This window comes from Amycolatopsis sp. NPDC004378 (assembly GCF_053602455.1).
Genome location: NZ_JBSGDR010000014.1, coordinates 198,906 through 223,505 on the forward strand (window position 1 = coordinate 198,906; position 24,600 = coordinate 223,505).

Sequence of the window (24,600 nt, forward strand, 5' to 3'; positions counted from 1 at the left end):
CGGCGACGCCGTGAGCGGGCCGTCCGGCGCGGTGAACGGCTCCGCCGCGCCGGTCGCGTCAGCTCGCGTCGAGGCTCACCGAGTGCCAGCCGGTCGCGCCGTCCGGGACCGGGTCCGCGCGGTTCTCCGTCTGCGTGTAGCCGTCCTGGTCGGTCGCGCGGACGAACGCCTGGTGCGTCCCCTTCGGCACGTCCAGCTCGGCCCACCACATGCGCCAGGTGTCCTTGCTGATCTCGGCCGAGAGCGTCGCCGGCTGCCAGGGGCCCTGGTCCAGCCGGACCTCGACCTTCGCGATGCCCGTGTGCTGCGCCCAGGCCGTGCCGGCCAGCCGGACCTTGCCCGCGCTCACCTTCGCGAAGCCGGTCGGGGTGTCGATCCGGGACTCGGTCTTGATCGGCGCCTGCTCGGCCCAGCCGCGGCTGAGCCAGTACGCCTGCCGGGCGTCCCACTTGGTGAATTCGAGGGACTCGACCCACTTCGTCGCCGACACGTAGCCGTACAGGCCGGGGATGACGATCCGCGCCGGGAAGCCGTGCTCGACCGGCAGCGGCTCGCCGTTCATCCCGATCGCCAGCATCGCGCCGCGCTGCGGGTCCAGCGCCACGTTCGCCGGGGTGCCGCACGTCCAGCCGTCGACGCTCGTCGCGTACATCTGCTCGGCGCCGGTCTGCACGCCGGCTTCGTCGAGCAGGTCGGCGAGGTCGACGCCGATCCAGGTCGCGTTCGAGATCAGCGGGCCGCCGACCTCGTTGGACACGCAGGTCAGCGTCACGCGCCGTTCGACCAGCGGCCGGTTCCGGATGTCGGCGTAGGAGAAGGTGACCTCCCGGTCGACCATCCCGTGGATCTTCAGGCTCCAGTCCTCGGTGCGGACCTGCGGCACGACCAGCGCGGTGTCGATGCGGTAGAAGTCGCCGTTCGGCGTGATGAACGGCGGCGAGCCGAGCTTCGCGAAGTCGGCGTCGGCGGGCAGCGGCGGCACGGTCCGCGCGGGGACGAGCGGCCCGACGGCGGCCCGCGAGTCTTCGGCGTTCGTGCTGGTCCCGGCCACCTGCCCGACCACGGCCGCGATCCCCGACCCCGCGGCGACGCCGATCCCGGCGCGCAGGAACTTGCGGCGGTCGAAACCCCGGTCGGGCACGACGGCCACGGGCAGCGCGACCCGGTGCAGCTGGGTGAACACGACGAGCCCGGCGACCAGGGCGGCGACCGGCGCCAGCAGCGAGACCTGCCCCAGGTCGCTGCGCGAATACACGGCGGCGACCCCGGCCGCGCCGAGCAGGAAGACCAGCACCTGGCCCGCGCGGGGCGTCCGCCGCGAGAGCTGGCCGGCCAGCACCGCGAGCAGGACCAGCACGACCCCCAGCCCGATCTTGAGGACCGGCTTGTCCCAGGTGCCCAGCGTCCGCTCGGCCCACTTCACGATCCCGGTCGGGCTGTGGTCGATGACGTAGTTCGCCACCGCGATGAACGGCGAAGCCGTGTAGCCGACGAAGCCCGCGACGAGGTGCCCGACGCCGAGCGCGGCGGCCAGCGCGAGGAGCCCGATCAGGGTCGCGACGGGCAGCGAAAGCCGCCGGGGTGCTTCGGGCGGCGCTTCCTGCAGAGTGCTCACGCCTCCATCTTCGGAGCCGGAGCGTGAAGCGGCTGCTCGATCCCCCTTACGAGCGTGTTACGGCTTGAGGGCCTTGCGCAGCCGGTCCTCTTCGACGCGCCAGTAGCCGTGCTCGGCGCCGTCGACCAGGATCACCGGCACGCGGTCGCCGTACTCCGCGCGCCACTCCGGGTCGGTGTCGACGTCCTGGGTCGTCCACCCGACGCCCAGCTCGCCGCAGATCCGCGCGACGTCCGCCTCCGCGACCTCGCAGAGGTGGCAACCGACCCGGCTCATCACCGTCACTTCGTGCGCCATGCCGTCTTTCCTACCGCAGCCGCACGCGGCGCAGCTTCCCGGTGGCCGAGTGCGGCAGCGACTCCGCGAACTCGACCAGGTGCGGCACCTTGTACCCGGCCAGGTGGGCCGTGCACTGGTCGACGACCTGCTGCTCGGACAGCGCCGCCCCGGCCGCCGGCACGACGAACGCCTTCACCGCTTCGCCGCTGCGCTCGTCCACGACCCCGACGACCGCCGCCTCGGCCACCTCCGGCAGCTGCCCGATGACCTCCTCGACCTCGCGCGGGAAGACGTTGAAGCCGTTGACGATGATCAGGTCGTTGGCTCGGTCGACCAGGTGCAGGTCGCCGTCGACGTCGAGGTAGCCGACGTCGCCGGTGCGGAACCAGCCCTCGTCGTCCGGGCCGTGCTCGCCGTCGGGCCAGTAGCCGGAGAACAGGTTCGCGCCGCGGATCGACACCAGCCCGGTCTCGCCCTCGGCCTCGAAGACGTCGTCGACGTCGTCCGGGTCGAGCGGCACGGCCTGGTCGGTGCCGTCGCTGTCGACCAGCCGCAGCTCGATCCCGGGCAGCGGCCGCCCGACCGACCCGGGCTTCGGGTAGCCGGTGACCAGCGTCGACGTCACCACCGGCGCGCACTCGGTGAGGCCGTAGCCCTCGTAGACGTCCAGGCCGGTGGCCTCGCGGATCGCGCCGAGGACCTTCGGGTGCAGGGGCGCGGCGCCCGACGTCATCCGGCGCAGCGTCGCGAGCTTGGCGCGCAGTTCGTCGGCGCCGAGGGCGGCGAACTCCGTGTACATCGTCGGGACGCCGGTGATCGTCGTGACGCCGTGTTCGGCGCAGTCGTCGAGCGTGCGCTGCGCCTCGAAGCGCTCCGAAAGGATCGCGGTCGCGCCGACGGCCGTGGCGTGCAGCAGGCCGGGCCCGAGACCGTAGACGTGGAAGAGCGGGATGGTGATCAGCACGCGGTCGTCGTGGTCGAGGACGCCGTCGACCTCGTCGAGCTGCGCCAGGTTCGCCAGCAGCGCGCGGTGCGAGAGCATCACGCCGCGCGGCGGCCCGGTCGTGCCGGAGGTGTAGGAGACGACGGCGATGTCCTCGCCGCCGCGGCCGGCGTCCTCGGCTACTCCATCCGGGTCCGATTCCGGCGTGAGCCCGCTCACCCCGGCCGGCAGCTCCTCGTCGGCGTGGCGCGTGATGACAACCTTGGCACCGCTGTGGTCGAGCAGCTTCGCCAGCTCGGGGCCCGGGGCCTGCGGCGACATCGGCACGACGACCGCGCCGGCGCGCAGGGCGCCGAAGAACGCCACCACGAAGTCCACCGACGTCGGCAGCCGCAGCGCCACCCGGTCGCCGGGTTCGACACCGGCGTCCACGAGCCGCCTGGCCTGCGCCTGCGCGGCCGCGTCCAGCTCGCGGTAGGTCAGGCCGTGCCCGGTGCCGGTCTCGCGCACGGCCGGGTGCTCCGGCCAGGTCGCCGCCGCCCGCGTGAGCAGCCCGCCGACCCCCGACTGCGTCGCCTCTGGAGCACTCACCCGCGGTCCACCTCTCTTCTCCCGGCCAAACCGTTGCAAGTCTGTCATTCGGAGCGACGTCATGGGTGCTGACCGCGAGCGTCGCGTCTGCACAACCCCGGAGCCACTACCTACTTCGCGGTAACTACACGTATGCTGCACTGCGTCGCGGGGTGGTGTTGATCACCGCCGCGACCGGAGAGAGGGAGTCGCCGTGACGAACTTGCCTGCCCACGAGGCCGTGGGGCATGCGAGCCGGCAGGCCCCTGCTCGCCCGTGGTCCGGGGGTACCGTGGCCCGCTGGGTCAGAGCCGCCGCCGGAGGTGCCGCCCGATGACCGTGCCGACCGCCGTGAGCCGCGGGCCCGTCTTCATGTTCGCCGAGCGCGTGTTCGGGCGTTCCGCGTCCGTGCCGCTGAGCAGGCAGAACTCCGACGACGAGCGCGCCGAAGCCGCGAAGGCCGAGGCCTGGGACCTGGTGCGCGCCGCGCAGGACGGCGACTCGTCCGCGTTCGGCCGGCTCTACGACCGCTACGTCGACGTCGTCTACCGGTACGTGCTCTTCCGCCTGGGCGACCGCGACCTGGCCGAGGACGTCACCAGCGAGACGTTCCTGCGCGCGCTGCGCCGGATCACGTCGGTGAGCTACCAGGGCCGTGACGTCGGCGCCTGGTTCGTCACCATCGCCCGCAACCTCGTGCTCGACCACGTCAAGTCGAGCCGGTTCCGCCTCGAAGTCGTCACCGACGAGGTCACCGAGCCCGGCTCGGCACCCTTCAGCGTCGGCGCGACCGCCCAGGCGGGCCCCGAGCAGGAGGCCATCTCCCGCGCGACCCGCACCGAGCTGCTGCGCTGCGTCGCGGAACTGGGCGACGACCAGCGGGAATGCATTGTCCTGCGGTTCCTGCAGGGCCTGTCGGTGGCGGAGACGGCGCAGATCATGAACCGCAACGAAGGGGCGATCAAGGCGCTCCAGCACCGCGCCGTACGCCGTTTGGCACAACTTCTGCCCACCGGATTGCGCTGATCCCGCGAACTTTCCGGTCCGTCGACCGAAACCGGTAACCCTCACGCCTTCTGGATCGTTACTCCTGCCAGACCGGTGTCAGGACCGGCCAACGGTTTGAGATGGAGCAGCGCAGTGAGGTTTGCGCGTGAGCGAGCCGAGATCGACCGGTTCGCGCGTGCCCTGGAGCCGTCCCCGAAGCAGCGGGACGGTGAATTCGCCGACGAACTGGCCCTCGTCGGCGCATTGCGCGAGCTCGGTGCGGCCGGGGCCCCGGACCTGGAGACGCGGCAGCGGATCCGCGCGGAGATCGCGGGCCGCCTGGAGACGGCGGCGGCCACCCCGCGTCGGAGGTGGCGGCCGCGGACCGCCGACCTGGTGGCCGCCGCGCTCTTCCTGTTCCTCGTCCTCTCCGGTCTCACCCTGGTGCTGTCGCGCAACGCAGTACCCGGCGACGCGCTGTACGGCGTCAAACGCGCCGGGGAGTCGACGTCGCTGGGCCTGACCTTCGGCGACGAGGCCCGCGCCCGCAAGCACCTCGAGTTCGCCACGAACCGCGTCACCGAGCTCGGCGAGATGGCCGCGCAGGGCGCGAGCCAGGCCGACTACCAGACCGCGTACAACGACTTCGCCGCCGACCTGAAGGCCGGTGTCGCCCAGATGGCGACGGTGGCGACCAGCGACGGCGGCGGCGCGCAGGCGCTCGCGGACGTCCGGCTGTGGGCGCGGAACCAGGAGGCGCGGCTCGCGGAGCAGCGGCCGACGCTCCCGGCGAGCGCGGCCCCGGTGTTCGACGACGTGCGGAACCTCCTCGGCAAGGTCCAGGAGCGCACGAGCGGGCTGGCCGCGCGGATGAACTGCTACCAGATCACCACCGGCACGTCCGACGACCTGGGCCTGCTCCCGGCGACCGGCGAGTGCACCCAGCGGCCGGCGCCCTCGGCGGGCGGCGACCCGGCGTCGTCGGCGCCCCAGGCGCCGACGACCGAGACGACCCCGGCGCCGACGACCACCACCCAGCCGCCGCCGTCGGAAGCGGCCACGACGCCCGGCGTCCCGAAGGCGACCGGCGGGGTCACGCCGCCCCCGGTGTACGGCCAGGTGCCGACGACCACCCCGCGGCTGCCGGTGACGTCGACCACCACACCGCCACCGCTGGTTTCGATCCCGCCGCTGCTCCCGGGTCTGCCGCCGATCGTCATCGGCTGAGGTCCGGGCCACACCTGCGACGGGGCGGTGGGCGGCTCGCTACGCTGTGCGAAGGATCCGGACGTTCGCAGGGACGTGGAGGCGGTGTGCGTGTCAGCTTGGCGTGGCAGGGATAAGAGTCAGGAGCTGGAACGGCTCGCCACGCTCGCGGGCGAGGCGTCGGCCGAGGCCGCCCACGCTCTTTCGGAACCGCCTTCTCCGCCGGCGCCGCCCGACCTCACCGCGGCCGCGTTCTTCGACGTCGACAACACGATGATGATGGGCGCGTCGATCTTCTACTTCGCGCGCGGCCTCGCCGCCCGGAAGTTCTTCACGTCGTCGGACCTGGCCGGGTTCGTCTGGGGCCAGATCAAGTTCCGGCTCGGCGGCCGCGAGAACAAGGAAGACATCAAGACCCACCGCGAACGCGCACTGTCCTTTGTGGCCGGCCGCACGGTGGCCGAGCTGACGTCGATCAGCGAAGAGATCTACGACGAGCTGATGGCGGACAAGATCTGGTCCGGCACGCGCGCGCTCGCGCAGATGCACCTGGACGCGGGCCAGCGCGTCTGGCTGGTGACGGCCACGCCGATCGAGCTGGCGGCGATCATCTCGCGCCGCCTGGGCCTGACCGGCGCGCTGGGCACGGTGGCGGAAACCCGCGACGGCGTCTACACGGGCCGTCTGGTGGGCGACCTCCTGCACGGCCGCGCGAAGGCGCACGCGGTCCGGGCCCTGGCGTCGCGCGAGGGCCTGAACCTCAAGCGCTGCACGGCGTATTCGGACTCGGCCAACGACATCCCGATGCTGTCCGCGGTCGGGACGGCGGTGGCGGTGAACCCCGATGGTGGCCTTCGGGACGTCGCCCGCGCGCGCGGCTGGGAGATCCGGGACTTCCGGACCGGTCGCAAGGCGGCGAAGATCGGGGTGCCGTCGGTGCTGGGCGCGGGCGCGCTGGCCGGCGCGGTGGCGGCGGGAATGGCTTACCGCCGCCGCTGAGCGTCAGCCGCGGAAAACGGACTTCCGCTGCGAAAGCCGGCGGTACAGCGTCTGCTGGATGGACTCGCGGACCTGGTCCGTCAGCTGGAACACCAGCATCGGGTCCTCCACGGCCTCCGGGCCGTACGCGTCCGTCGGGATCGGCTCGCCGAACTCGATGCTCCACTTCGTCGGCAGCGGGATCGCGCCCAGCAGGCCGAAGTGCGGGAACAACGGCGTCACCGGGAAGTACGGCAACCCGAACATGCGCGCCAGGAGCTTGATGTCACCCAGCTTCGGGTAGATCTCCTCGGCCCCGATGACCGAGACCGGGATGATCGGCACGCCCGCGCGCAGCGCCGCCGACACGAAGCCGCCGCGGCCGAAGCGCTGCAGCTTGTACCGGGACGAGAACGGCTTGCCGACGCCCTTGAAGCCCTCCGGCCAAACCCCGACGAGCTCGCCGCCGCGCAGCAGGCGTTCCGCGTCCTCGTTGCAGGCCAGCGTCTGCCCGGACTTGCGGGCGAACGAACCCACCAGCGGCACCTGGAACACCAGGTCGGCGCCGAGGCCGCGCAGGTGCCGGCCGCCCGTCTCGTCGTGGACCGCCACCGCCGTCATCAGCGAGTCGAGCGGGATCGTGCCCGAGTGGTTGGACACCAGCAGCGCGCCGCCCTCGAGCGGCAGGTTCTCGACGCCGAACGTGTCGACCCGGAACCACTTCTTGTACAGCGCCCGCAGCGGCGGCAGGAACACCGCGTCCGTCAGCTCGGCGTCGAAGCCGAACTCGTCGACCGTGTAGTCGCCCGTCAGCCGGTCGCGGAGGAAGCCGAGCGCGGAGCGGGCCGCGTCCGAAAGGACGTCCGGCGCCTGCGCCACCCGCTCACCGCCGGGGAACGGGACGACCGGCGCGTCGGCTTCCCGCACGCGTTGGTCCCGCTCGGCCTCCGGCTTCTCCCGGCCTGGCCCGTGCAGGGGGATGACCTGTGCCTCGGCACCGCCCACCGTCTCCGCCTCGCTTTCGTCCAAGTCGTACGGCCTGTGACAACCGGAGCTCCGCTCCGGGCCGGGGGCTCCGCCACCCGGACCCCCGAAAGAATGGGTCACCGGCTCGCCTGCCCGGTAGCCGCGGCGACGAGCACCTTGCCGGCCAGGCCGGCCAGCTTGCCGCCGTCGAGCACCGGCCGCAGGCCGCGCCCGGTGATGTAGTCGTCGAACGCCTCACGCGTCGTCCACCGCGGGGTGTAGCCGAACTCGTTCTTCAGCTTGGCGATGTCGACGACCCGGCCGAAGTTCAGCAGCCGGACCTGGTCGGCGGAGAAGTCCACGACGCGGGCGCCGCGCAGGACCTTGCCGACCGACGGCACCACGCTCCGCGGCATCGGCAGCTCGACCCGGCCCGCTCGCCGGATCGCCTGCGAGAGGGTGAGTACCCCTTCCGAGCCGACGTTGAACACGCCGGGCCGATCCGTCAGAGAAGCCTTTTCCAGCACGGCCAACGCGTCCGACGAGTGCAACAGTTGCAGCCGGGCGTCGTAGCCGAAGACCGTCGGGACGACCGGCAGCGCGAAGTATCGCGAAAGGACGGTGTCCGTCGACGGCCCGATGATGTTGGCGAAGCGGAACAACGTCGTGGTGATGTCGGGACGGCGCCGCACCAGGCCGCGCACGTAGCCCTCCATCTCGACGGCGTCCTTCGCGTACCCGCTCGACGACGTCGGGATGAGCTCCGAGTCTTCGGTGAACACCGCCTGCGAGCGGGCGCCGGCGCCGTAGACCGCCGCCGTCGACTTGACCACCAGCTTCTTGACCAGCGGCGAGCGCTGGCACGCGGCCAGCAGCCGCATGGTGCCGATGACGTTGACTTCCTTGATGGCCGTGCGGCGCCCGGGGCCCGCCGGGTGCGCGGTGCACGACGCGTGGATCACCGTGTCGACCTTCGCGGTGCTGATCACCTTCGCGATCAACGGGTTCCGGATGTCCGCGCGGACGAATTCCGCGTGCCCCATGCGCTGCAGCACCGTCTTGTCCGGGGCGACCGTGTCGACACCGATGACCCGCTCGAAGTCGGGGTTGTTGCCCAGCCGGGCGAGGAGCTTCCCGCCCAGTTCCCCGGCGACCCCGGTGACGAGCACGATGTTCGACGGCATACGGCTCCCTGCGGCGTAGGGCGTGGTGGGGGTGGACGATCACCCGAAGTGCGCGAACCTGCACTCACTGGAAGCATCGCGCGGACGCCCTTGAGATGTTACCGCTCTTCAGTGGTAGCTCCGGGGTGTCTTACGTGCTATTAACCGCATCGCGCCGGAATGCGACGCAGACCTCACTCGAACGGGGGGAACCGGCCCACCAAATGGACGTGGCCCGTCCAGAGACTGGACGGGCCACGGCTACGCACGGCTGGGTCTTACTTGCCGGCCTTACGACGCTGCACTCGCGTGCGGCGCAGCAGCTTGCGGTGCTTCTTCTTCGACATGCGCTTGCGGCGCTTCTTGATCACAGAGCCCATGGGCGCTCCTTAGGTCGTCGTCGGTCACGCTGCCCGGCGCAGCGTCCAACGGGTGGAGCGCACAGGCACGAGCGGTCTACCAGGTTACTCGGCTCCTCCGGCGGGCCGGTCGGCGGGCGGGCCGTAGCCCGGCGCGCCGCCGGCCGCGGCGAACTCAGCCCACGTCGTAGTAGGCGCCCTGGAGGTACTCGTGCACTGCTTTCTCCGGCACCCGGAAGGACTTCCCGACCCTGACGGCGGGCAGCTCACCCGAGTGCACGAGACGGTAGACGGTCATCTTGGAGACCCGCATCAGCGTGGCCACCTCGGCGACCGTCAGGAACTGGACCTGCCCGACAGCCGGCAGATCCTCCTTCTTGTTCGGCGACATGTTTACCGCGTCCTTCGACACGTGTCGCGCCACGAGGCTTCCCCACCTGTGGTATCGACACGCACGTGCTCTATCGAGAGTAGCGGGACTGGTGGGACTAATGCGACGCCTGTCACCGAGATGGGCCCTTACCAGCGCTAACGCACGGGCACCCGCGCGTGCAAGACCGCCGGAATCGCCCATTACGGCGAATCCGGGCGCGCGGTGCCCGGTTCGAGGGGCAGCCGCAGCGCGCGGACGGTGAACGAGATGGCGTGGTACCAGCCGCAGACGAGCAGCAGGTCGAGCGCGCCGTCCTCGCCGGCGGCGGCCACCAGCGCCGACCAGGTCCCGTCCGCGAGGTCGCTGGTGGCGTGCAACTCGTCGACGGCCGCGAGCACCGCCCGGTCCCCCGCGTCCCAGCACGCGTCGGCCGGGCTGCCCGTGGCCAGCGAGCGCACCTGCTCCGCGCCGAGACCGGCCTTCTCGGCGAAGACCGCGATGTGGACACCCCATTCGTAGTCGGCGCCGCACAGGGCGGTGGTCCGGTCGATGACCAGCTCGCGCTGCCGGACGGTCAGCGCGGACTGCCGCGAGAAGTAGTAGCGGCCCCACTCCGCGATCCCGCGGGCCAGGTCGGGACGCCGGGCCCAGACGCGGAAGAGCCGAAGGGGCGGCCCCAGCCGTTCGAGGAGCGAGGCCGTCTCGGCGTCGAACGGCGGCTCGAGCGGCGCGATCCGGGGCTGCTTCGATTTCAGAGGCATACCGGGCAAGCTAACATCGGCGCTTCGGAAAGGAAAGCACGATGACCCCACTGCCCGGCCGTCCCGTCCGGGGGTCCACGACCGGCCGCCCGGTGATGGCGCTGCTCGACCTGCTCGGCCGGCGCTGGGCGCTGCGGATCCTCTGGGAGCTGCGCGACGACGCGAAGCCGACGTTCCGTCAACTGCAGCAGCGCTGTGACGGCGTCTCGTCGAGCGTCTTGACCACCCGCCTGCGCGAACTCGGCGAAGCGGACCTCGTCGACCACGCCGACGACGGCTACGCGCTCACCGAGCAGGGGAAGTCCCTGTTCGGGACGCTCGTCCAGCTGGACGCCTGGGCGAACGGCTGGCGGCCCCGTCAGCCTTCGTGAGCTTTGCCCAGCTCCACCGAGCGGTCCTTGGCGGCCTCGATGGCGGCGAGCAGCGCCGCGCGGACGCCGTGCTTCTCCAGCTCGCGGATCGCGTTGATGGTGGTCCCGGCGGGCGACGTGACGGCCTCGCGCAGCAGCACCGGGTGCTCCTCGGACTCGGCGAGCATCTTCGCCGCGCCGACGGCCGACTGGATGATCAGCTGCCCGGCCAGTGCCCGCGGCAGCCCGAGCAGGATGCCGGCGTCGATCATGGCCTCGACCAGGTAGAAGAAGTACGCCGGGCCGGAGCCCGAGAGCGCGGTGACGGCGTCCTGCTGCGCTTCGGGCACCTCGACGACCTGACCGACGTGCGAGAGCAGGTCGCGCACGATCGCCAGGTGCTCGGTGGTCGCGTGCCGCCCGGCGGAGATGGCGCTCATGGCCTCGTTGACCAGCATCGGCGTGTTCGGCATGACCCGCACCACGGGCACGCCGTCGGCGAGCCGGCGCTCGTAGAGCGAGGTCGGCAGCCCGGCGCACAGTGACACGACGAGCGACGAGGGCCCGAGCAGCGGCGCGAGCTCGTCGAGCACCGGGTCGATGTCCTGCGGCTTCACGGCCACGACCAGGACGTCGGCCTGCTTCGCGGCATCCTCGACCTCGACACCGCGGATGCCGTAGCGCGCGGTGAGTTCCTCGACGCGCGCCGGGTACCGCTCGGTGAAGAGCAGGTCGCCCGGCTCGTGGCCGCCGTGCAGCAGCCCCGAGAGCAACGCCTCGCCGATCTTTCCCGCACCCAGCACCGCGATGACCGTCATGCCGTAAAGCGTGCCAAACGCGCCTCAGGCACCCGGTGCCGGGGCGAGGCCCAGCTGCCGGGCCTGGCACACCAGCCGCCCCTGGGAGTCGACCACCGTGGCGTCCGAGTCGAACCAGGACTCGTGGACCGACCTCGACTCGACCACCACGCGGAGCCAGCCCGGGGCCGGGCGGGTGCGCAGCAGGGCCGTCAGCTGGACCGTCGGGGCCCAGCCGATGCGGCCCAGGTTCATCACCACCGGCGGGTTGACGTCGGAGGCGAGCAGCGTGAAGTACGGGTCGACCAGGCCGTGGCGCGGCCGGACCCACAGCCGCATCCGGGGCGGCTCGCCGGTGCGGCCGGCCAGGTAGCCCGCGGTCGCCGGGTCGAGCCGCACTTCACAGCCCTTGGCCAGGTTGAACGGGCCCTCGGGGCTCTCCGGCATGGCGAGCGCGCCGGGTGCGGGCTCGGCCGGCATCGACGGTACGTCCGTCCACTCCGGGCGCCGCATCGGCAGCCGCCCGGTCGTCACCCTCGCCTCGACGCAGCTGCGGCCCCGCTGCTCCAGCCGGACCTCGACGACCGTCGCGCGGCGGCCGACCTTGCGGACGTCCGTGCGCAGCAGCACCGGCCCCAGGGCCGGCGCGTGCAGGAACTCCGCGCTGACGACCAGCGGCTCCGCGTGCGGCTCGCCGCGTTCGTGCAGGGCGGAGATCGCCGCCCGGGCCAGCAGGGCCAGCAGGAAACCCCCGTGCGGGTGCGAGCCGATGGCCCACTCCGCACGCAGCACCGCGGTGAAGGTGCCGTCCCCCAGCGACCGCGCCGCACTCGCCACGTCGAAGGACGCGACGGTGCCGTCCGGTCCGCTCACGAACGCGCCGTGCCGATGGGGGAATCCGGGTAGGTGACGATCAACGAGCGCGACGGGTTCACAGTCGGAACTTTACGTGTTCGACCGGCGGAAATGGAGGCGGGAGCAGCCGTGTCTGTCCGAAAGTGCGCAATTACTGGCCGAGGTGGAATCGCGCGAACAGCACTGCCTCGGCCAGATCGCGGACCCGCTCGGCCCCGGTGAGGGCGTGCCGCGTGTTGACCTCCAGCACGATCTGCCCGGCGAAACCGCTGCTGACCAGCTTTTCCAGGAGTTCGGCGCAGGGCTGACCACCCCGTCCGGGTACCAGGTGTTCGTCCTTCGGGACGCCGGTCCCGTCCGCCAGATGGACGTGCGAGAGGCCTTCACCCATTCGCTGCGCCAGCGCGAGCGCGTCCATCCCGGCTGCCGCTGTGTGGGACAGGTCGAGCGTGTAGTGCCGGAAACCGACGTCCGTCGGGTCGATCGACGGCCGGAACGCGGACACGCGCGAATTCCGGGAACCGCCCGGCGGGCGGACCTTGAACATGTTCTCGACGGCGATTTCGATCCCGCTGGTCTCCTCCAGCTCGTCGACGAGATCGCCGAACGCGTCGCCGTAGCGGCGCTGCCAGCGGAACGGCGGGTGCACGACGACCGTGCGCGCGCCGAGCTCCTGGGCGGCCTCGACGGACATCCGCAGCCGCACCACCGGGTCCGGCGACCAGATCCGCTGGGTGATCAGCAGCGACGGCGAGTGGATCGACAGCACGGGCACCCCGGTGCGGCGCGACCAGCGGCGCAGCGCCGAAACGTCCTGGCTGACGGCGTCGGCCCAGACCATCACCTCGACGCCGTCGAAGCCGAGCTCGGCGGCCAGCTCGAAGGCCGTCCCCGCCTTGAGGGGCCACACGGACGCCGTGCTGAGCCCGACGGGGACCGGCTGCTCGTCTGTCACGCGCGCCATCCTGCCCCGTCACCGACGGTGCGGGGAATCGCCGGGCCGCGAAGGGGACGCGGATCTCACCGCGTCCCCGCCGGACGTCAGCGGCCGACGAGCAGCAGGGCCGCCGGGGACACCGTGACCACCAGGCCGACCAGCACCGCGAGCACCGTCGTCTGCAGGTCTTCGGCGCGGCGGATCTTCCGCACGATCCAGACCAGCGCGACGACCACCAGCAGCGCCGCCACCAGGGCGGCCGCCGGGATGTTCACCCAGAGCCAGTTGAACCCGAGCCACACGGCGGCGCCGCCGACGACACCCATCGCCAGCTGGCCGGCCAGCGCCAGCCACGCCTTGCCGGGCGAGGTCTCGGGCTCCTCCGCGGCCACCGGTTCCGGCGGGACGTCGTCGTACTCGTCGTCCTCGTAGCCGTATTCGTCGTGCTCGAAGTCCGGGCCGTCCGCCGGGTAGCCGTCGGCGAACTCGCGCTCGTACGGCTCGAGGTCGTCCGGGATCGGCGTGCGCGACGCGCGGTCGCCGGGCGCGAACGGCATCGGCGGCGGGTACGCGCCCGTCGGCGGGCCCGCGTCGTAGGCGGCCTGGTAGCCGCTGCTCTCCGGCGCGAAGCCGTCGGGCTCGAAGTCGTCCTCGGGGTAGCCGTCGTCCGGGGTTTCGGTGGGCACCACCGGCATGACGCCGATCTCGGTGTCCTCCATCTGCTCCTTCTGCCGGCGCTTGCGCCAGTTCGCCAGCCCCGCGGGCGACGAAGGCTCGTCCGCCTTCTTCGGCGGCGCGGGCGGTTCCTCGTCCGGGACGGCCGAGAACTGCTCGGTGTAGGCCTCCTGCTGCGGCTGCGGACGGCGGGCCGGGGCCCGGCGCGGGCGCCCGGGCGCCGCGGGCGGCGTCGCGAAGGTGCCGCTGGCCATCGGACCCGGCGGGACGTCGGCCTCGGCGTCCGGGGTGCCGTTGAGGCCGTCGAGCCGGGCCGACAGGGGACCGCCGGCCGGGGGTGGCGTCGGCAGCTGCTGCGACGCCTGGGGCGGCGGCCCCGGGCGGCGCCGGACCGGCGGGACGGCCCCGCGGGTCTCCTCGGCCGTCGGCGGCGGGGCCGGCAGCTGCTGCGAAGGCTGCGGGGGCGGCGGCTGGCGCCGGGGTGCGCGCGGCGGCACCGGCAGCTGCTGCGACGCCTGGGGCGGGGCCGGCGGCTCCTGCGGCGGCCGCGAGAACTGCCCGGACTCCTGTGGGCGGGCGTACTGGCCCGACTCCTGCGGCGCCGGGCGCGCGTACTGGCCGGACTCGGCGCCGCCGGGAGCGGGCCGGGCCGGGGGCGGCGGGGGTGGCGGGACCGGCCGCGGCAGCGGCTGGGAGTCCTGCGGGACCGCGCGGGGTGCGGGCGGCGGCGGGGACGGCGGCTCGGCGCGGCGCCGTCCGGCGGGCCGCGAAGGCGGCGGCGGGGTGCCTTCGGAGGCGACCCGGTCGATGATCGCCTGCGGGCCGGTGTCGCCGACGCCGGGACGCCGGTGCGAGCCGGTCGCGCCGGGCGGGGCCTCGGGGGTGCCCGGCTCGTCGTCGTCATCGGCCGCGCGCCGGCGGCGACGGCGTCCGCCGTCGACCTGGGCGCCGTGCTGGGCGAGCAGCTCAGCCACGGTCTTCTGCGGCTGATCGCCTCCGGTCTGGTCCGTCATACCTGGTATTCCCCTGCGCGCTCCGGGTCCTCGGCGTTCGGCGAAGCGGTACCCGACGGCACGCCGGCGGCGCAGCGCGCGCTGTACGCCGTCCTCTGCATGTCCGTCACCTCTCCACCGTGCCCGTCCACCTTCCGGGAAGTCCAGCCGCGTGCTTTCACCGGTCCTCCTGTGCGCCGAAGCGCGCCACGAGAGCCGCTCCAGTCTCATCCGCGCCGTTGGAATGGTCCAGCCGCCGCAGGATCACACCCTCTCGCAGAGCCCATGGGCAGATCTCGAGTTCCGCCAAACCCAGGGCCCGCATCGTGGCCTGCGCGACGAGCGCCCCCGCCACCAGCTGGTGCGACCGGCTCGAGCTGACTCCTTCGAGCTGAGCCAGATCGGCCGAGGTCATCCGGGAGATGAAGGCCAGGAGCTGGCGCAACGCGGTGTCCGTGAGCGTACGTCGCACGCGCGGGCCCGCCGCCGAGGGGGCGGCGCCGGTCAGCCGGGCGAGGGAGCGGAACGTCTTCGACGTCGCGACCACACGATCGGGTTCACCCCATTTGGTGACCTTCCGCGCGAGCTCGGTGAGCTGGTCGTCCAGCCACGCCGACGTCGCGACGAGCTCGGAGCGCGTCGGCGGGTCGTGGCGGAAGCGGGTGCGCGTGGTGCGGCCGGCGCCCAGCGGCAGCGATTCGGCCAGCACGGGCTCTTCGTCGCGGCCCATCGCGATTTCGAGCGAGCCGCCGCCGATGTCGAGCACGAGCAGCTGGCCGGCCGACCAGCCGTACCAGCGGCGGACGGCCAGGAAGGTGAGCCGGGCCTCGTCGACCCCGGACAGGACCTGCAGCTCGACGCCGGTGCGGTCGGCCACGCGGGCCAGCACCTTGGCGGAGTTCTTCGCTTCGCGGACCGCGGAGGTGGCGAACGCCATGACCTCCTCGCAGCCCAGCCGGGCCGCGGCGTCCTTCGCGGATTCGACGGCGGTCACGAGGTCGTCGGACCCGGCCTTGCTGAGCTCACCGCCGGGGGTGAGCTGCTCCGCCAGGCGCAGCACGGACTTCTCGGAATGCATCGGCGTCGGGTGGGCGCCACGGTGGGCGTCGACCACGAGCAGGTGGACGGTGTTGGAACCGACGTCGAGTACCCCTAGGCGCACGGGGGTCCAGCGTACCGGGATCGGCGCCAGGTCTCGAACATGTAACCAACAACACTCGGTGCGGTACCGCCCCGGCGCGCCTCCCACCGGGGCGGCAACCGCACGAAAAGGGGCTTATGTCTCGAACTTGTACCCGAGGCCGCGCACCGTCACCAGGTGCCGCGGCGAACCCGGGTCCGGCTCGATCTTCGAGCGCAGGCGCTTCACGTGGACGTCGAGGGTCTTCGTGTCGCCGACGTAGTCCGCGCCCCACACCCGGTCTATGAGCTGCCCGCGCGTCAGCACCCGGCCGACGTTGCGCAGCAGGTACTCCAGCAGGTCGAACTCCTTGAGCGGGAGCGAAACCTCCTGCCCGTCCACGGTCACGACGTGCCGCTCGACGTCCATCCGCACCGGGCCGGCCGAGAGCACCAGCGGCGCCAGCTCGCCTTCCGCGCCCGGCTCGCCGCCGCGGCGCAGCACCGCGCGGACCCGCGCGATCAGCTCGCGCGCCGAGTACGGCTTGGTGACGTAGTCGTCCGCACCCAGCTCCAGGCCGACGACCTTGTCGATCTCGCTGTCGCGCGCGGTCACCATGATGACCGGCACGGCCGAGCGCTGGCGCAGCTGCTTGCAGACGTCGGTGCCGCTCATCCCCGGCAGCATGAGGTCCAGGAGCACGATGTCGGCGCCGTTGCGGTCGAACTCCTCGAGCGCGGCCTGGCCGGTGCCGGCCACGGCCGCGGTGAACCCTTCCTTGCGCAGCAGGAAGGCGAGCGGGTCGGCGAACGACTCCTCGTCCTCGACGATGAGAACCCTGGTCACAGGTTTCCTCCATGATCTGGGCTTTCCTGCCCGGTAACCACGAGCCTCTGGGTGCGCTCGGGGGTCTTCTCCTGCCGTGGTCCCGGCGAGGTCTTGGCGGCCTTGGCCGGCTCGGGGGCCGGTTCGGGGCGGACGTGCGCGGGGATGCGCAGGGTGAACGTCGAGCCGGTGCCGGGACGGCTCCACAGCCCGACCGAGCCGCCGTGGTTGGCCGCCACGTGCTTGACGATCGCCAGGCCCAGCCCGGTGCCGCCGGTGGCGCGCGAGCGGGCCTTGTCGGCGCGGTAGAAACGCTCGAACACCCGCTGCTGCTCTTCCTCGGCGATGCCGATGCCGCGGTCGGTGACGGCGATCTCGACCATCCCGTCCGCGAGCCGGCGCGAGATCGACACCGGGCTGCCGGCCGGCGAGTACGCGACGGCGTTCTCCAGCAGGTTCGACAGCGCGGTGACCAGCAGCGTCCGGTCGCCCTCGATGAGCAGGCCGCTGGGGGTGTCGGTGGTGATCCGGATGTGGGCCGACTCGGCCGAGAGCGTCGTCCGCCCGAGCGCCTCGCGGACGACCGCGTCGACCTCGACGACGTTGAGGTCCGGCAGCCGCTCGGCGCCCTGCAGCCGGGAGAGCGCGATCAGCTCGGTGACGAGCTGGCCGAGCCGGGTGGACTCGCGGAGGATCTTGCCGCCGAAGCGGCGGACCTCCTCGACGTCCTCGGCGGCGTCGAGCACGGCCTCGGTGAGCAGCGCGATCGCGCCGACCGGGGTCTTCAGCTCGTGGCTGACGTTGGCGACGAAGTCGCGGCGCACGGCCTCCAGCCGGATGGCCTCGGAGTGGTCGACCGCCTCGACGACGGTGAAGCCGTCGCCGAGGGGCCGCACCTGGCCGAGCACCGCCTCCGGCTGGCGGCCGCGCGCCTCCAGCGGCGAAAGGTCGATCTCCATCGGCTCGTCGGTCTCGACAACCTGTTCGGCGGCCTTGCGGGCCCGCGGGTCGGCCTGGTTGACCTTGACGAGGCCGAGCTCGTACGCGCGCGGGTTGTGCAGCACCATGTCGCCGAACTTGTTGAGCACGACGACGCCGTTGTGGGAGGACCGGACCAGCCGTTCGAGGAGCTCCGCGACGGTCGGGCCCGGCGGACGGGCTTCTTCGCGGCGGGTCCTCGCCCGGGCGAGGAAGTAGCCGACCACCGCACCGGCCACCAGTGCCCCGATGGCCAGTGCGACAGAAACAGGCGTGGTCACAGGCCGATCGTAAGCCGTGATGTGGCCCTTCGGCCTAGCGTTGTCCGCCTTGTCGTGAGCACCGCGACACCTGGAGAAGACCTGTTCGCCGGTGCTTCAACCGGCGTTCACCCGATCGATTCCGCGGCGAGACATTCCGGGTGAATCACCCGTTCGCATCAAGGGTTTTCAGATCGTCGTCCGAGAGCCGCAGCGCGGCCGCGGCGACGTTCTGCTCGAGGTGCGCGATATCGCCGGTGCCCGGGATGGCCAGCACGTGCGGGCCCTGGTGGAGGGTCCACGCGAGCCGCACCTGCGCCGGGGTGGCGTCGTGCCGGCGCGCGACCTCCGCGACCCGCGCGTCCTCGCCCGTCCCGCTCGCGACGGCGAAGAACGGCACGAAGGCGATCCCCCGCTCGGCGCACATCCGGACGATCTCGTCGTCCTCGCGGCGCGCGGTGAGGCCGTACTGGTTCTGGACGCAGACGACCGGCGCGATCTCCAGCGCCTCGGTCAGGTGGTGCGGCGCGACGTTGGAGATGCCCAGTTCGCGGATGAGGCCTTCCGCACGCAGTTCGGCGAGGGCGCCGAAGCCGTCGGCGAGCGAGCCCTCCCCGCGGTCGAGGCCCTGGCCGATCCGGTAGTTGGCGACGTCGAGGTGGTCCAGACCCAGCTCGCGCAGGTTCTCCTCGACCTGGGCGCGCAGCTGGTCCGGCCGCGCGGTGTAGAACGCGCCGGTGAAGTCGCGGCCCGGCCCGACCTTGGTGGTGATCGTGAGGTCGTCGTAGGGCGCGAGGGCGGTGTTGATCAGCTCGTTCGCCGAGCGCGGGCCGGCGAAGTAGAAGACGGCGGTGTCGATGTGGTTGACACCGAGCTCGACGGCGCGCCGCAGCACGGCGATCGACGTCTCGCGGGCGCGGATGCCACCGTCCGAAGTGGACATCAGGCGCATGGCGCCGAACCCGAGCCGGTTGACTTCGAAGGAGCCGAGCTGCCAGGTGCCCGCCGCGGCGGCGGGGGTGGTGGTGGTGTTCGTGGTCATGGCTTCAGCTTTCCGAGGGAGCGCCGGTGACCTCCGGGTTTGGCAGTTTGCTGCCACACTGGAATGCGTGGAGAGAGTCAGTGACGTCGTCGTGGTGCGCGGCGAAGCCGAGCTGTTCGAGCGGACCGCACACCTGTTCGCGACCGCGACCGAAGTCGCGTGCGCGGCCCGCGACCTGCACACCTGGTCGGTAGCGCACCCGACGGTGCCCGAGCGGGAGCAGGCCGTGCGCACGACTTCCGTGCGCAAGATGTACCTGCCCGGCGTGCTGTTCGACCCGGCGCTGGCGGAGCACCTGCGGTTCATGGCCACCCACGGCGCGCGCATCCGGATCACCGAACGCGAGGTCAACGAGACGATCCTGCTCGACCGGCGGATCGCGATCGTCGCCGGCGACCAGGTCGGCGGCGTGCGCAGCTACACCGTCGTCAGCAGCCCGGAACTGGTCCAGGGCATCCAGTCGCTGTTCGAGGCGGCCTGGGCCGGCGGCACCGATCTGGAGTCCTACCAGGCGCGGTTCACCGAGCTGGGCGCGCGCGAGATCCTCGAGCAGCTCGCGTCCGGCTGCAAGGACGAGACGGCGGCCCGCACCCTCGGCGTCGGACTGCGCACCTACCGGCGGCGGGTGGCCGAGGTGATGGCGATCCTCGGGGCGTCGTCCCGGTTCCAGGCCGGGGCGCGGGCCCGCGAAGCCGGGCTCTTGTGAAGCGGGCGGCGCTGCTCGCCCTGCTCCTGACGACCTCGGCGTGCACGTCGGCGATCTCCGGCGCGCCCGTGCCGCTCACCGGGAACCTCGCGCTCGTCGACGCCCTCGGCACCGGAGCCGCGCTCGACGGCGTGAAGTCGGCCGCCGAGGCGGTGTTCAGCTACGACTCCGCGAACCCGGCCGCGTTCGACCAGGCCGTCGCGGCGAACGTCACCGGGGCGGCGAAGGACCAGCTCACGAAGCTGTTCGACCAGGTCAGGAAGAGCCCGCAGCCGGTTCGCCTGACCACGCGGGTGCGGCAGGCGGCCGCGCTCGAGTTCACCGGCGACCGGGTCCGCGACCTGGCCGTGCTCGAACAGGACAGCGGCGCCACCAAGGGGTTGGCGACGGTCGCGTTCACCGGGCAGCGGTCGAACGGGCACTGGCGGCTCTCGGACATCGCCGTCAACCCGGCTCAGCCGCCGCCCGCGCCGCACGCCGACGACGGCAGCGCGGCGGGCGCGCGCGACGCGGCAGTGGCCGGCGCCCGCGCGGTCGCGGGCGGGCTGTTCACCACCGACAGCGCCGACCCGGAAGGCTCGTACGCGCGGGCGGAGGCGGTCATCACCGGCACCCTGCTGAGCGACTACCGGGCGAAGAAGGCCGACTACGTCGAGGCGATCCGCAAGAGCGGCACGAAGGTCGCCCTGGGCCCGGACCCGATGGCCGGGGTCGTCGCGCTCGCCGACGGCAAGGCGGTCGTGTTGTTCTTCACGACGCTGCAGGTGGCCGACGCGACCGGCAAGGTCACCGGCAAGCCGTTCACGGCCGAGTTCGACGTCGCCCGCGAAGGCACGGCCTGGAAGGCCACGGCCATCCGCCCGCTCACCACGGCCTGAGCCGCCGTGAGGGCACCTTCACGGCGGTGAAGGTGCCCTCACGGCAAACGGGTCAGCGGCCCTGGTTGGCGACCGCGGCGGCGGCTTCCTTGGCGGCCTCGGGGTCGAGGTACTCGCCGCCCGCCTTCACCGGCTTCAGGTCGGCCGTGAGGTCGTAGCGCAGCGGGATGCCGGTCGGGATGTTCAGGCCGGCGATGTCGGCGTCGGAGATCCCGTCGAGGTGCTTGACGAGCGCGCGCAGCGAGTTGCCGTGCGCGGCGACCAGCACGGTCTTGCCCGCGCGCAGGTCCGGCACGATCGCGGACTCCCAGTACGGCAGGAGCCGCGCGACGACGTCCTTGAGGCACTCGGTGAGCGGCGCGTGGTCGCCGAGGTCGGCGTACCGGGGGTCGCCGACCTGGCTCCACTCGTCCTTCGGGTCGATCGGCGGCGGCGGGGTGTCGTACGACCGGCGCCAGAGCATGAACTGCTCCTCGCCGAACTCGGCGAGGGTCTGCTTCTTGTCCTTGCCCTGCAGCGCGCCGTAGTGGCGCTCGTTGAGGCGCCAGTCGCGCTTCACCGGGATCCAGTGCCGGTCGGCGGCGTCCAGCGCGATGTTCGCGGTGGAGATCGCGCGCCGCAGCAGCGAGGTGTGCACCACGTCCGGCAGCAGCCCGGCGTCGGCCAGCAGCTTGCCGCCCAGGCGGGCTTCGCCCTCGCCCCGCTCCGACAGCGGCACGTCCACCCAGCCGGTGAACAGGTTTTCCGCGTTCCACGTGCTCTGCCCGTGCCGCAGCAGCACCAATGTCCCGAGTTCAGCCATGCCGTCAGCCTGCCAGACGGGACCACGCGATCGACTGGTGACCTGGTGTCCTACGCAGAGTGTGTTACCGAGCAGTAACACCTTCACCCTCATGCAAGTCCGGGTGCCAACAACGCGCAAAATCCCCGCAACGGACTGCGCACCGTTATCGCCGTGGAGTAAATTCACTCGAACGGACTAGTGAGTAGTCTTGTGATTACAGGTCGAGATCTGACAGGTTGACTACGTCCCGAGCGGCCGGATTCCACGCACTCCCCGGCCCGCTTCGGGCGTTGACCGCGGCTCGTCTCCCCCCTGCCGAGCCGCGGCCCGCCGGCCCCGTTGGCATCCCCCTCGTCACCGGGTCCTGATCGGCGGGAACTTCAGCGGGGCGGCTCGAGATCGCGACTCCCCCCTCCCTCGAGCCGTCCCGCCTGCCCGCTTCACACCTCGGTCGGCACTGGCTCCGGCTCCGGCTTCGCGAGCCGACGGCGCCGGTTGAGCCGCCAGGCCACCCACCCGAGCGGGCCCACGACCAGCAGGAACGGCGCGATCGCGCCCAGCACCGTCAGCAGCCCGCCGCCGAAGGTCAGGAACGCGGACCAGCCGCCCGCGAGGCCACCGAGGAAGCCGCTGTGGTCCTCCGACGGGGGCGGCGGTGCGGCCACGCTGCGGATGGTCATCGCGACCGTCGCCATCGCGACGCTGCCCGCCAGGGAGTTCCGCTGCTGTTCGAGCGACTCCAGGGCCGACTCGCGGCTCGTCAGCTCGCTTTCGATCGACGTGATGTCCGACACGGACGTCGCCTGCGAGAGGAGCGCGCGGATCCGCTCGACCGACTTCCGCTGCGTCGTCAGCCGCGCTTCGACGTCGACGACCTGCTCGGTGACGTCCTGGGTGTTCAGCTCCCGCTTCACCATGCTCGAGCCGAGGTGCGAGAGCTGGTCGAGCACCGGGTCGAGCTTGTCCGAGGGCACCGCCAGCGACAGCGTCGCCGACTCGTCGCCGGTGCTTTCCTGCCCGGTGTAGCCGCCCGCGCCCACCGCGATCCCGCGGGCCTGGGCGACGACGTCGACGACCTTCGTGGCGGTCAGCTCCAGCCGGGCGCTGCGCGACAGCTTGCGGTCGGTGGCACCGGCCTGCGGCGGCGTCACCTTCGACTCGGCCTTGCCCCCGGTCCCCTGCTGCGGCGCGGCCGGAACGCCGGCACTGTCCGCCGTGGACGATGCCCCGTTCTGCGCCGCCGAGCAGCCGGCCAGCGCCAGCGCCACCGCCGTGATCGCGAGCGCCGCTCTCCATCGAGTCCGCATCCTGGTCTCCCTCCAGTTTTGCCTGGCGAGGAGACGGATGCCCGGTTCAGGGCCGTTGCACGGCCCGGGTCACGACTCGGTCAAGCCTGGTTCGTGCGGCTTCTCGGGCGCCACGAGGTGCTTGAACGCCTGCAGGTTCGCCAGGGACTCGCCGCGGGAGACGCGCCAGTCCCACTCGCGCTTGATCGACGTCGCGAAGCCGATTTCCAGCAGCGTGTTGAAGTCGCCGTCGGCGGCTTCGAGGACCTGGCCGAGCACCTTGTCGAGCTCGTCGGCAGACATCGTGTCCTTGCCGAACCGGCCGACCAGGTATATGTCGCCGAGACTGTCCACTGTGTAGTGCACGCCGTAGAGCTTCGCGTTGCGCTGCAACAGGAAACGGTAAACGTCCTCATGGGACTCGTCGGGACGCCGGCAGACGAAGGCTTCGACGGAGAACGCGTGGTCGCCGTCGACGAGCCACGCGTTCGTCTGCAGCTTCTTGGTCCCCGGCAGCGTGACGAAGTACTTGCCCGGCCCGCGTTTGTCGTATTCGAGCTCCGCCGAGTCCAAAGTAGACTGGATCAGCCGGTCCAGGCTCACACCGCCACCTCCGTGCGCAGGTCCAGGGCGCGCCGGAACGCGCCGGTGGCCTGAGCATAGATGTCGAGCAGCGCGTCGGTCGTGCGGCGCCAGGAGAACCGCTGTGCGTGCACGACGGCGTTGGCGCCGAGCTCGGCGCACCGCTCGGGGCGCAGCGCGACCGCGGCCAGCGCGTCCGCCCACTCCTCGGCGCCGTGCCCGGGCACCAGCAGGCCGGAGACGCCGTGCGGCACCGCCACCGGCAGCCCGCCGACCTCGGCCGCGACGACCGGGGTCCCGCAGGCCTGCGCCTCCAGGGCCACGAGCCCGAACGACTCGTTGTAGCTCGGCACCGCGACGACGTCGGCGGCGCGGAAGACGCGGGCGAGCGACTCGCCGGGCTGCGGCGGCAGGAACCGCACCTGCTGGTCGATGCCCAGCGAAACCGCCAGTTCGCGCAGGGCCTGCGGTTGTTCCAGCCCGGTGCCCGACGGCCCGCCGACGACCAGCACGACCAGGCGCGAAGCCAGCTCGGGACGCCGTCGCAGCATCGCCGCCGCGGCGTGCAGCAGCACGTCCGGTGCTTTGAGCGGCTGGATCCGGCCGGCGAAGGCGAGCACGACGTCGCCGTCCGCCAGGCCGAGCTCGGCGCGCGCGGCGGCCGTCGGACCGGGTGTGAAGCGTTCGAGGTCGACGCCCGGCGGCACGGCGTGCACCGCGTCCGGTTCGGCGTCGTAGAGGTCGATGAGCTGACGCGCCTCGACCGCGGTGTTGGCGACGAGCCGGTCGGCCTCGGCGACCACCTGTTCCTCGCCGATGACGCGGACGCGCGGTTCGGGCTTGTCCCCCTCGGCGAGCGCGGCGTTCTTCACCTTCGCCAGGGTGTGGGCGGTGTGCACCAGGGGCACGGACCACCGGTCGCGCGCGAGCCAGCCGACCTGGCCCGACAGCCAGTAGTGCGAGTGGATGAGGTCGTAGTACCCGGGCTCGTGGAACGCCTCGGTGCGCAGCACGCCGGAGGTGAACGCGCACAGCTGGGCGGGCAGCTCGTCGCGGCCCAGCGGCTCGAACGGCCCGGCCTGCACGTGCCGCACGGTCACGCCCGGCGCCAGCTCGGCCACCGGCGGCTGGTCGGACGCCGTGGCCCGGGTGAACACCTCGACCTCGACGCCGCGGCGGGCCATCTCGGTCGCCGTCTGGCTGATGTACACGTTCATGCCGCCGGCGTCGCCGGTGCCCGGCTGCTCGAGCGGCGAAGTGTGGACTGAGAACACCGCGATCCGGCGCGGCGCAGCACGGAACCCCCGGATGGAGCTGGTCACCTGGTCTCGTC

At 72.3% G+C, this 24,600-nt stretch carries 26 protein-coding genes; 6 read left to right on the top strand and 20 right to left on the bottom strand.

All coding sequences use genetic code 11. From position 1 onward, the window contains the following. Positions 1–58: 58 nt before the first annotated feature. From ACWEN0_RS33515 to ACWEN0_RS33525, 3 genes are read right to left on the bottom strand one after another with little or no spacing between them, the layout of a single operon-like run. Positions 59–1,615, bottom strand: coding sequence for a molybdopterin-dependent oxidoreductase (locus tag ACWEN0_RS33515; protein ID WP_451982755.1), 1,557 nt, complete (start codon positions 1,613–1,615; stop codon positions 59–61). A gap of 57 nt (positions 1,616–1,672) precedes the next feature. Next, complete coding sequence (locus ACWEN0_RS33520; protein WP_451982757.1) at positions 1,673–1,912, bottom strand: glutaredoxin family protein; 240 nt, start codon at positions 1,910–1,912, stop codon at positions 1,673–1,675. Between the two features lie 10 nt (positions 1,913–1,922). Then, on the bottom strand, positions 1,923–3,428 hold the full coding sequence (locus ACWEN0_RS33525) for an AMP-binding protein (RefSeq protein WP_451982760.1): 1,506 nt from the start codon (positions 3,426–3,428) through the stop codon (positions 1,923–1,925). A 312-nt stretch (positions 3,429–3,740) separates the two neighbouring features. Between ACWEN0_RS33525 and ACWEN0_RS33530 the strand changes: the two genes are divergently transcribed. The 3 genes from ACWEN0_RS33530 to ACWEN0_RS33540 all read left to right on the top strand — a co-directional run bounded on the left by ACWEN0_RS33530 (position 3,741) and on the right by ACWEN0_RS33540 (position 6,599). Beyond that, on the top strand, positions 3,741–4,433 hold the full coding sequence (locus ACWEN0_RS33530) for a sigma-70 family RNA polymerase sigma factor (RefSeq protein ID WP_451982763.1): 693 nt from the start codon (positions 3,741–3,743) through the stop codon (positions 4,431–4,433). A gap of 114 nt (positions 4,434–4,547) precedes the next feature. Further along, positions 4,548–5,621 (top strand): DUF5667 domain-containing protein, encoded by a 1,074-nt coding sequence (locus ACWEN0_RS33535; RefSeq protein WP_451982766.1) that lies wholly within the window; start codon positions 4,548–4,550, stop codon positions 5,619–5,621. Positions 5,622–5,711: 90 nt separating this feature from the next. Next, positions 5,712–6,599, top strand: a complete 888-nt coding sequence (locus tag ACWEN0_RS33540) for an HAD family hydrolase (RefSeq protein WP_451982769.1) — start codon at positions 5,712–5,714, stop codon at positions 6,597–6,599. Positions 6,600–6,602: 3 nt separating this feature from the next. Here the strand turns inward: ACWEN0_RS33540 and ACWEN0_RS33545 are convergent, their stop codons facing one another. The 5 genes from ACWEN0_RS33545 to ACWEN0_RS33565 all read right to left on the bottom strand — a co-directional run bounded on the left by ACWEN0_RS33545 (position 6,603) and on the right by ACWEN0_RS33565 (position 10,200). Beyond that, positions 6,603–7,607: a lysophospholipid acyltransferase family protein gene (locus tag ACWEN0_RS33545; RefSeq protein WP_451982772.1), complete on the bottom strand. Its 1,005-nt coding sequence runs from the start codon at positions 7,605–7,607 to the stop codon at positions 6,603–6,605. A gap of 74 nt (positions 7,608–7,681) precedes the next feature. Continuing rightward, positions 7,682–8,728 (bottom strand): NAD-dependent epimerase/dehydratase family protein, encoded by a 1,047-nt coding sequence (locus ACWEN0_RS33550; RefSeq protein ID WP_451982775.1) that lies wholly within the window; start codon positions 8,726–8,728, stop codon positions 7,682–7,684. Between the two features lie 257 nt (positions 8,729–8,985). Further along, positions 8,986–9,087: a 30S ribosomal protein bS22 gene (locus tag ACWEN0_RS33555; RefSeq protein ID WP_007030867.1), complete on the bottom strand. Its 102-nt coding sequence runs from the start codon at positions 9,085–9,087 to the stop codon at positions 8,986–8,988. Positions 9,088–9,241: 154 nt separating this feature from the next. Beyond that, positions 9,242–9,457: a helix-turn-helix domain-containing protein gene (locus ACWEN0_RS33560; protein WP_013222402.1), complete on the bottom strand. Its 216-nt coding sequence runs from the start codon at positions 9,455–9,457 to the stop codon at positions 9,242–9,244. Between the two features lie 182 nt (positions 9,458–9,639). Continuing rightward, a complete protein-coding gene (locus ACWEN0_RS33565; RefSeq protein WP_451982778.1) occupies positions 9,640–10,200 on the bottom strand; it encodes a carboxymuconolactone decarboxylase family protein in 561 nt (186 codons plus the stop codon). A gap of 41 nt (positions 10,201–10,241) precedes the next feature. Between ACWEN0_RS33565 and ACWEN0_RS33570 the strand changes: the two genes are divergently transcribed. Beyond that, positions 10,242–10,571, top strand: a complete 330-nt coding sequence (locus ACWEN0_RS33570; RefSeq protein WP_451982781.1) for a winged helix-turn-helix transcriptional regulator — start codon at positions 10,242–10,244, stop codon at positions 10,569–10,571. On the opposite strand, the gene proC is transcribed toward ACWEN0_RS33570, so the two are convergent. From proC to ACWEN0_RS33610, 8 genes are all read right to left on the bottom strand, one after another. After that, complete coding sequence (proC, locus tag ACWEN0_RS33575; RefSeq protein WP_451982783.1) at positions 10,559–11,368, bottom strand: pyrroline-5-carboxylate reductase; 810 nt, start codon at positions 11,366–11,368, stop codon at positions 10,559–10,561. The two genes, ACWEN0_RS33570 and proC, sit on opposite strands and share 13 nt — an antisense overlap. Before the next feature lie 24 nt (positions 11,369–11,392). Beyond that, complete coding sequence (locus tag ACWEN0_RS33580) at positions 11,393–12,220, bottom strand: thioesterase family protein (protein ID WP_451982786.1); 828 nt, start codon at positions 12,218–12,220, stop codon at positions 11,393–11,395. 133 nt (positions 12,221–12,353) lie between these two features. After that, positions 12,354–13,166 carry a sugar phosphate isomerase/epimerase family protein gene (locus ACWEN0_RS33585; RefSeq protein WP_451982789.1) on the bottom strand — a complete coding sequence of 271 codons (813 nt, stop codon included), beginning with the start codon at positions 13,164–13,166 and terminating at the stop codon, positions 12,354–12,356. Between the two features lie 77 nt (positions 13,167–13,243). Beyond that, positions 13,244–14,827: a hypothetical protein gene (locus tag ACWEN0_RS33590; protein WP_451982792.1), complete on the bottom strand. Its 1,584-nt coding sequence runs from the start codon at positions 14,825–14,827 to the stop codon at positions 13,244–13,246. A 157-nt stretch (positions 14,828–14,984) separates the two neighbouring features. Then, the gene (locus ACWEN0_RS33595; protein WP_451982795.1) at positions 14,985–15,968 is read right to left on the bottom strand and encodes a Ppx/GppA phosphatase family protein; all 984 of its coding nucleotides are present in this window, start codon (positions 15,966–15,968) and stop codon (positions 14,985–14,987) included. Positions 15,969–16,082: 114 nt separating this feature from the next. Beyond that, positions 16,083–16,772, bottom strand: coding sequence for a response regulator (locus ACWEN0_RS33600; protein ID WP_451982798.1), 690 nt, complete (start codon positions 16,770–16,772; stop codon positions 16,083–16,085). Beyond that, positions 16,769–18,010: a sensor histidine kinase gene (locus ACWEN0_RS33605; RefSeq protein ID WP_451982801.1), complete on the bottom strand. Its 1,242-nt coding sequence runs from the start codon at positions 18,008–18,010 to the stop codon at positions 16,769–16,771. The genes ACWEN0_RS33600 and ACWEN0_RS33605 overlap by 4 nt, the downstream gene beginning before the upstream one ends. Positions 18,011–18,155: 145 nt before the next feature. Beyond that, positions 18,156–19,031 carry an oxidoreductase gene (locus ACWEN0_RS33610; protein ID WP_451982804.1) on the bottom strand — a complete coding sequence of 292 codons (876 nt, stop codon included), beginning with the start codon at positions 19,029–19,031 and terminating at the stop codon, positions 18,156–18,158. 67 nt (positions 19,032–19,098) lie between these two features. Here ACWEN0_RS33610 and ACWEN0_RS33615 point away from each other — a divergent pair, with 67 nt between their 5' ends. Beyond that, positions 19,099–19,737 carry a DNA-binding response regulator gene (locus ACWEN0_RS33615; protein WP_451982807.1) on the top strand — a complete coding sequence of 213 codons (639 nt, stop codon included), beginning with the start codon at positions 19,099–19,101 and terminating at the stop codon, positions 19,735–19,737. After that, on the top strand, positions 19,734–20,615 hold the full coding sequence (locus ACWEN0_RS33620; protein WP_451982810.1) for a hypothetical protein: 882 nt from the start codon (positions 19,734–19,736) through the stop codon (positions 20,613–20,615). The genes ACWEN0_RS33615 and ACWEN0_RS33620 overlap by 4 nt, the downstream gene beginning before the upstream one ends. Before the next feature lie 52 nt (positions 20,616–20,667). Here ACWEN0_RS33620 and ACWEN0_RS33625 read toward each other — a convergent pair whose 3' ends face one another. The 4 genes from ACWEN0_RS33625 to mshA all read right to left on the bottom strand — a co-directional run bounded on the left by ACWEN0_RS33625 (position 20,668) and on the right by mshA (position 24,589). Further along, a complete protein-coding gene (locus ACWEN0_RS33625) occupies positions 20,668–21,417 on the bottom strand; it encodes a phosphoglyceromutase (protein WP_451982813.1) in 750 nt (249 codons plus the stop codon). Positions 21,418–21,839: 422 nt separating this feature from the next. Beyond that, positions 21,840–22,706, bottom strand: coding sequence for a DUF4349 domain-containing protein (locus tag ACWEN0_RS33630; RefSeq protein WP_451982816.1), 867 nt, complete (start codon positions 22,704–22,706; stop codon positions 21,840–21,842). Positions 22,707–22,775: 69 nt separating this feature from the next. Next, a complete protein-coding gene (locus ACWEN0_RS33635; RefSeq protein WP_451982819.1) occupies positions 22,776–23,288 on the bottom strand; it encodes a YbjN domain-containing protein in 513 nt (170 codons plus the stop codon). Beyond that, positions 23,285–24,589 carry a D-inositol-3-phosphate glycosyltransferase gene (gene mshA, locus ACWEN0_RS33640; RefSeq protein WP_451982822.1) on the bottom strand — a complete coding sequence of 435 codons (1,305 nt, stop codon included), beginning with the start codon at positions 24,587–24,589 and terminating at the stop codon, positions 23,285–23,287. The genes ACWEN0_RS33635 and mshA overlap by 4 nt, the downstream gene beginning before the upstream one ends. Between the last annotated feature and the right edge of the window lie 11 nt (positions 24,590–24,600).

What these genes read in the sequence shown, in the direction of transcription:
- ACWEN0_RS33520 (WP_451982757.1), bottom strand. Translation starts at nt 1,912, where the DNA reads ATGGCGCACGAAGTGACGGTGATGAGCCGGGTCGGTTGCCACCTCTGC.
- ACWEN0_RS33530 (WP_451982763.1), top strand. Translation starts at nt 3,741, where the DNA reads ATGACCGTGCCGACCGCCGTGAGCCGCGGGCCCGTCTTCATGTTCGCC.
- ACWEN0_RS33550 (WP_451982775.1), bottom strand. Translation starts at nt 8,728, where the DNA reads ATGCCGTCGAACATCGTGCTCGTCACCGGGGTCGCCGGGGAACTGGGC.
- ACWEN0_RS33555 (WP_007030867.1), bottom strand. Translation starts at nt 9,087, where the DNA reads ATGGGCTCTGTGATCAAGAAGCGCCGCAAGCGCATGTCGAAGAAGAAG.
- ACWEN0_RS33560 (WP_013222402.1), bottom strand. Translation starts at nt 9,457, where the DNA reads ATGTCGCCGAACAAGAAGGAGGATCTGCCGGCTGTCGGGCAGGTCCAG.
- ACWEN0_RS33565 (WP_451982778.1), bottom strand. Translation starts at nt 10,200, where the DNA reads ATGCCTCTGAAATCGAAGCAGCCCCGGATCGCGCCGCTCGAGCCGCCG.
- ACWEN0_RS33570 (WP_451982781.1), top strand. Translation starts at nt 10,242, where the DNA reads ATGACCCCACTGCCCGGCCGTCCCGTCCGGGGGTCCACGACCGGCCGC.
- proC (WP_451982783.1), bottom strand. Translation starts at nt 11,368, where the DNA reads ATGACGGTCATCGCGGTGCTGGGTGCGGGAAAGATCGGCGAGGCGTTG.
- ACWEN0_RS33585 (WP_451982789.1), bottom strand. Translation starts at nt 13,166, where the DNA reads ATGGCGCGCGTGACAGACGAGCAGCCGGTCCCCGTCGGGCTCAGCACG.
- ACWEN0_RS33590 (WP_451982792.1), bottom strand. Translation starts at nt 14,827, where the DNA reads ATGACGGACCAGACCGGAGGCGATCAGCCGCAGAAGACCGTGGCTGAG.
- ACWEN0_RS33610 (WP_451982804.1), bottom strand. Translation starts at nt 19,031, where the DNA reads ATGACCACGAACACCACCACCACCCCCGCCGCCGCGGCGGGCACCTGG.
- ACWEN0_RS33625 (WP_451982813.1), bottom strand. Translation starts at nt 21,417, where the DNA reads ATGGCTGAACTCGGGACATTGGTGCTGCTGCGGCACGGGCAGAGCACG.
- ACWEN0_RS33630 (WP_451982816.1), bottom strand. Translation starts at nt 22,706, where the DNA reads ATGCGGACTCGATGGAGAGCGGCGCTCGCGATCACGGCGGTGGCGCTG.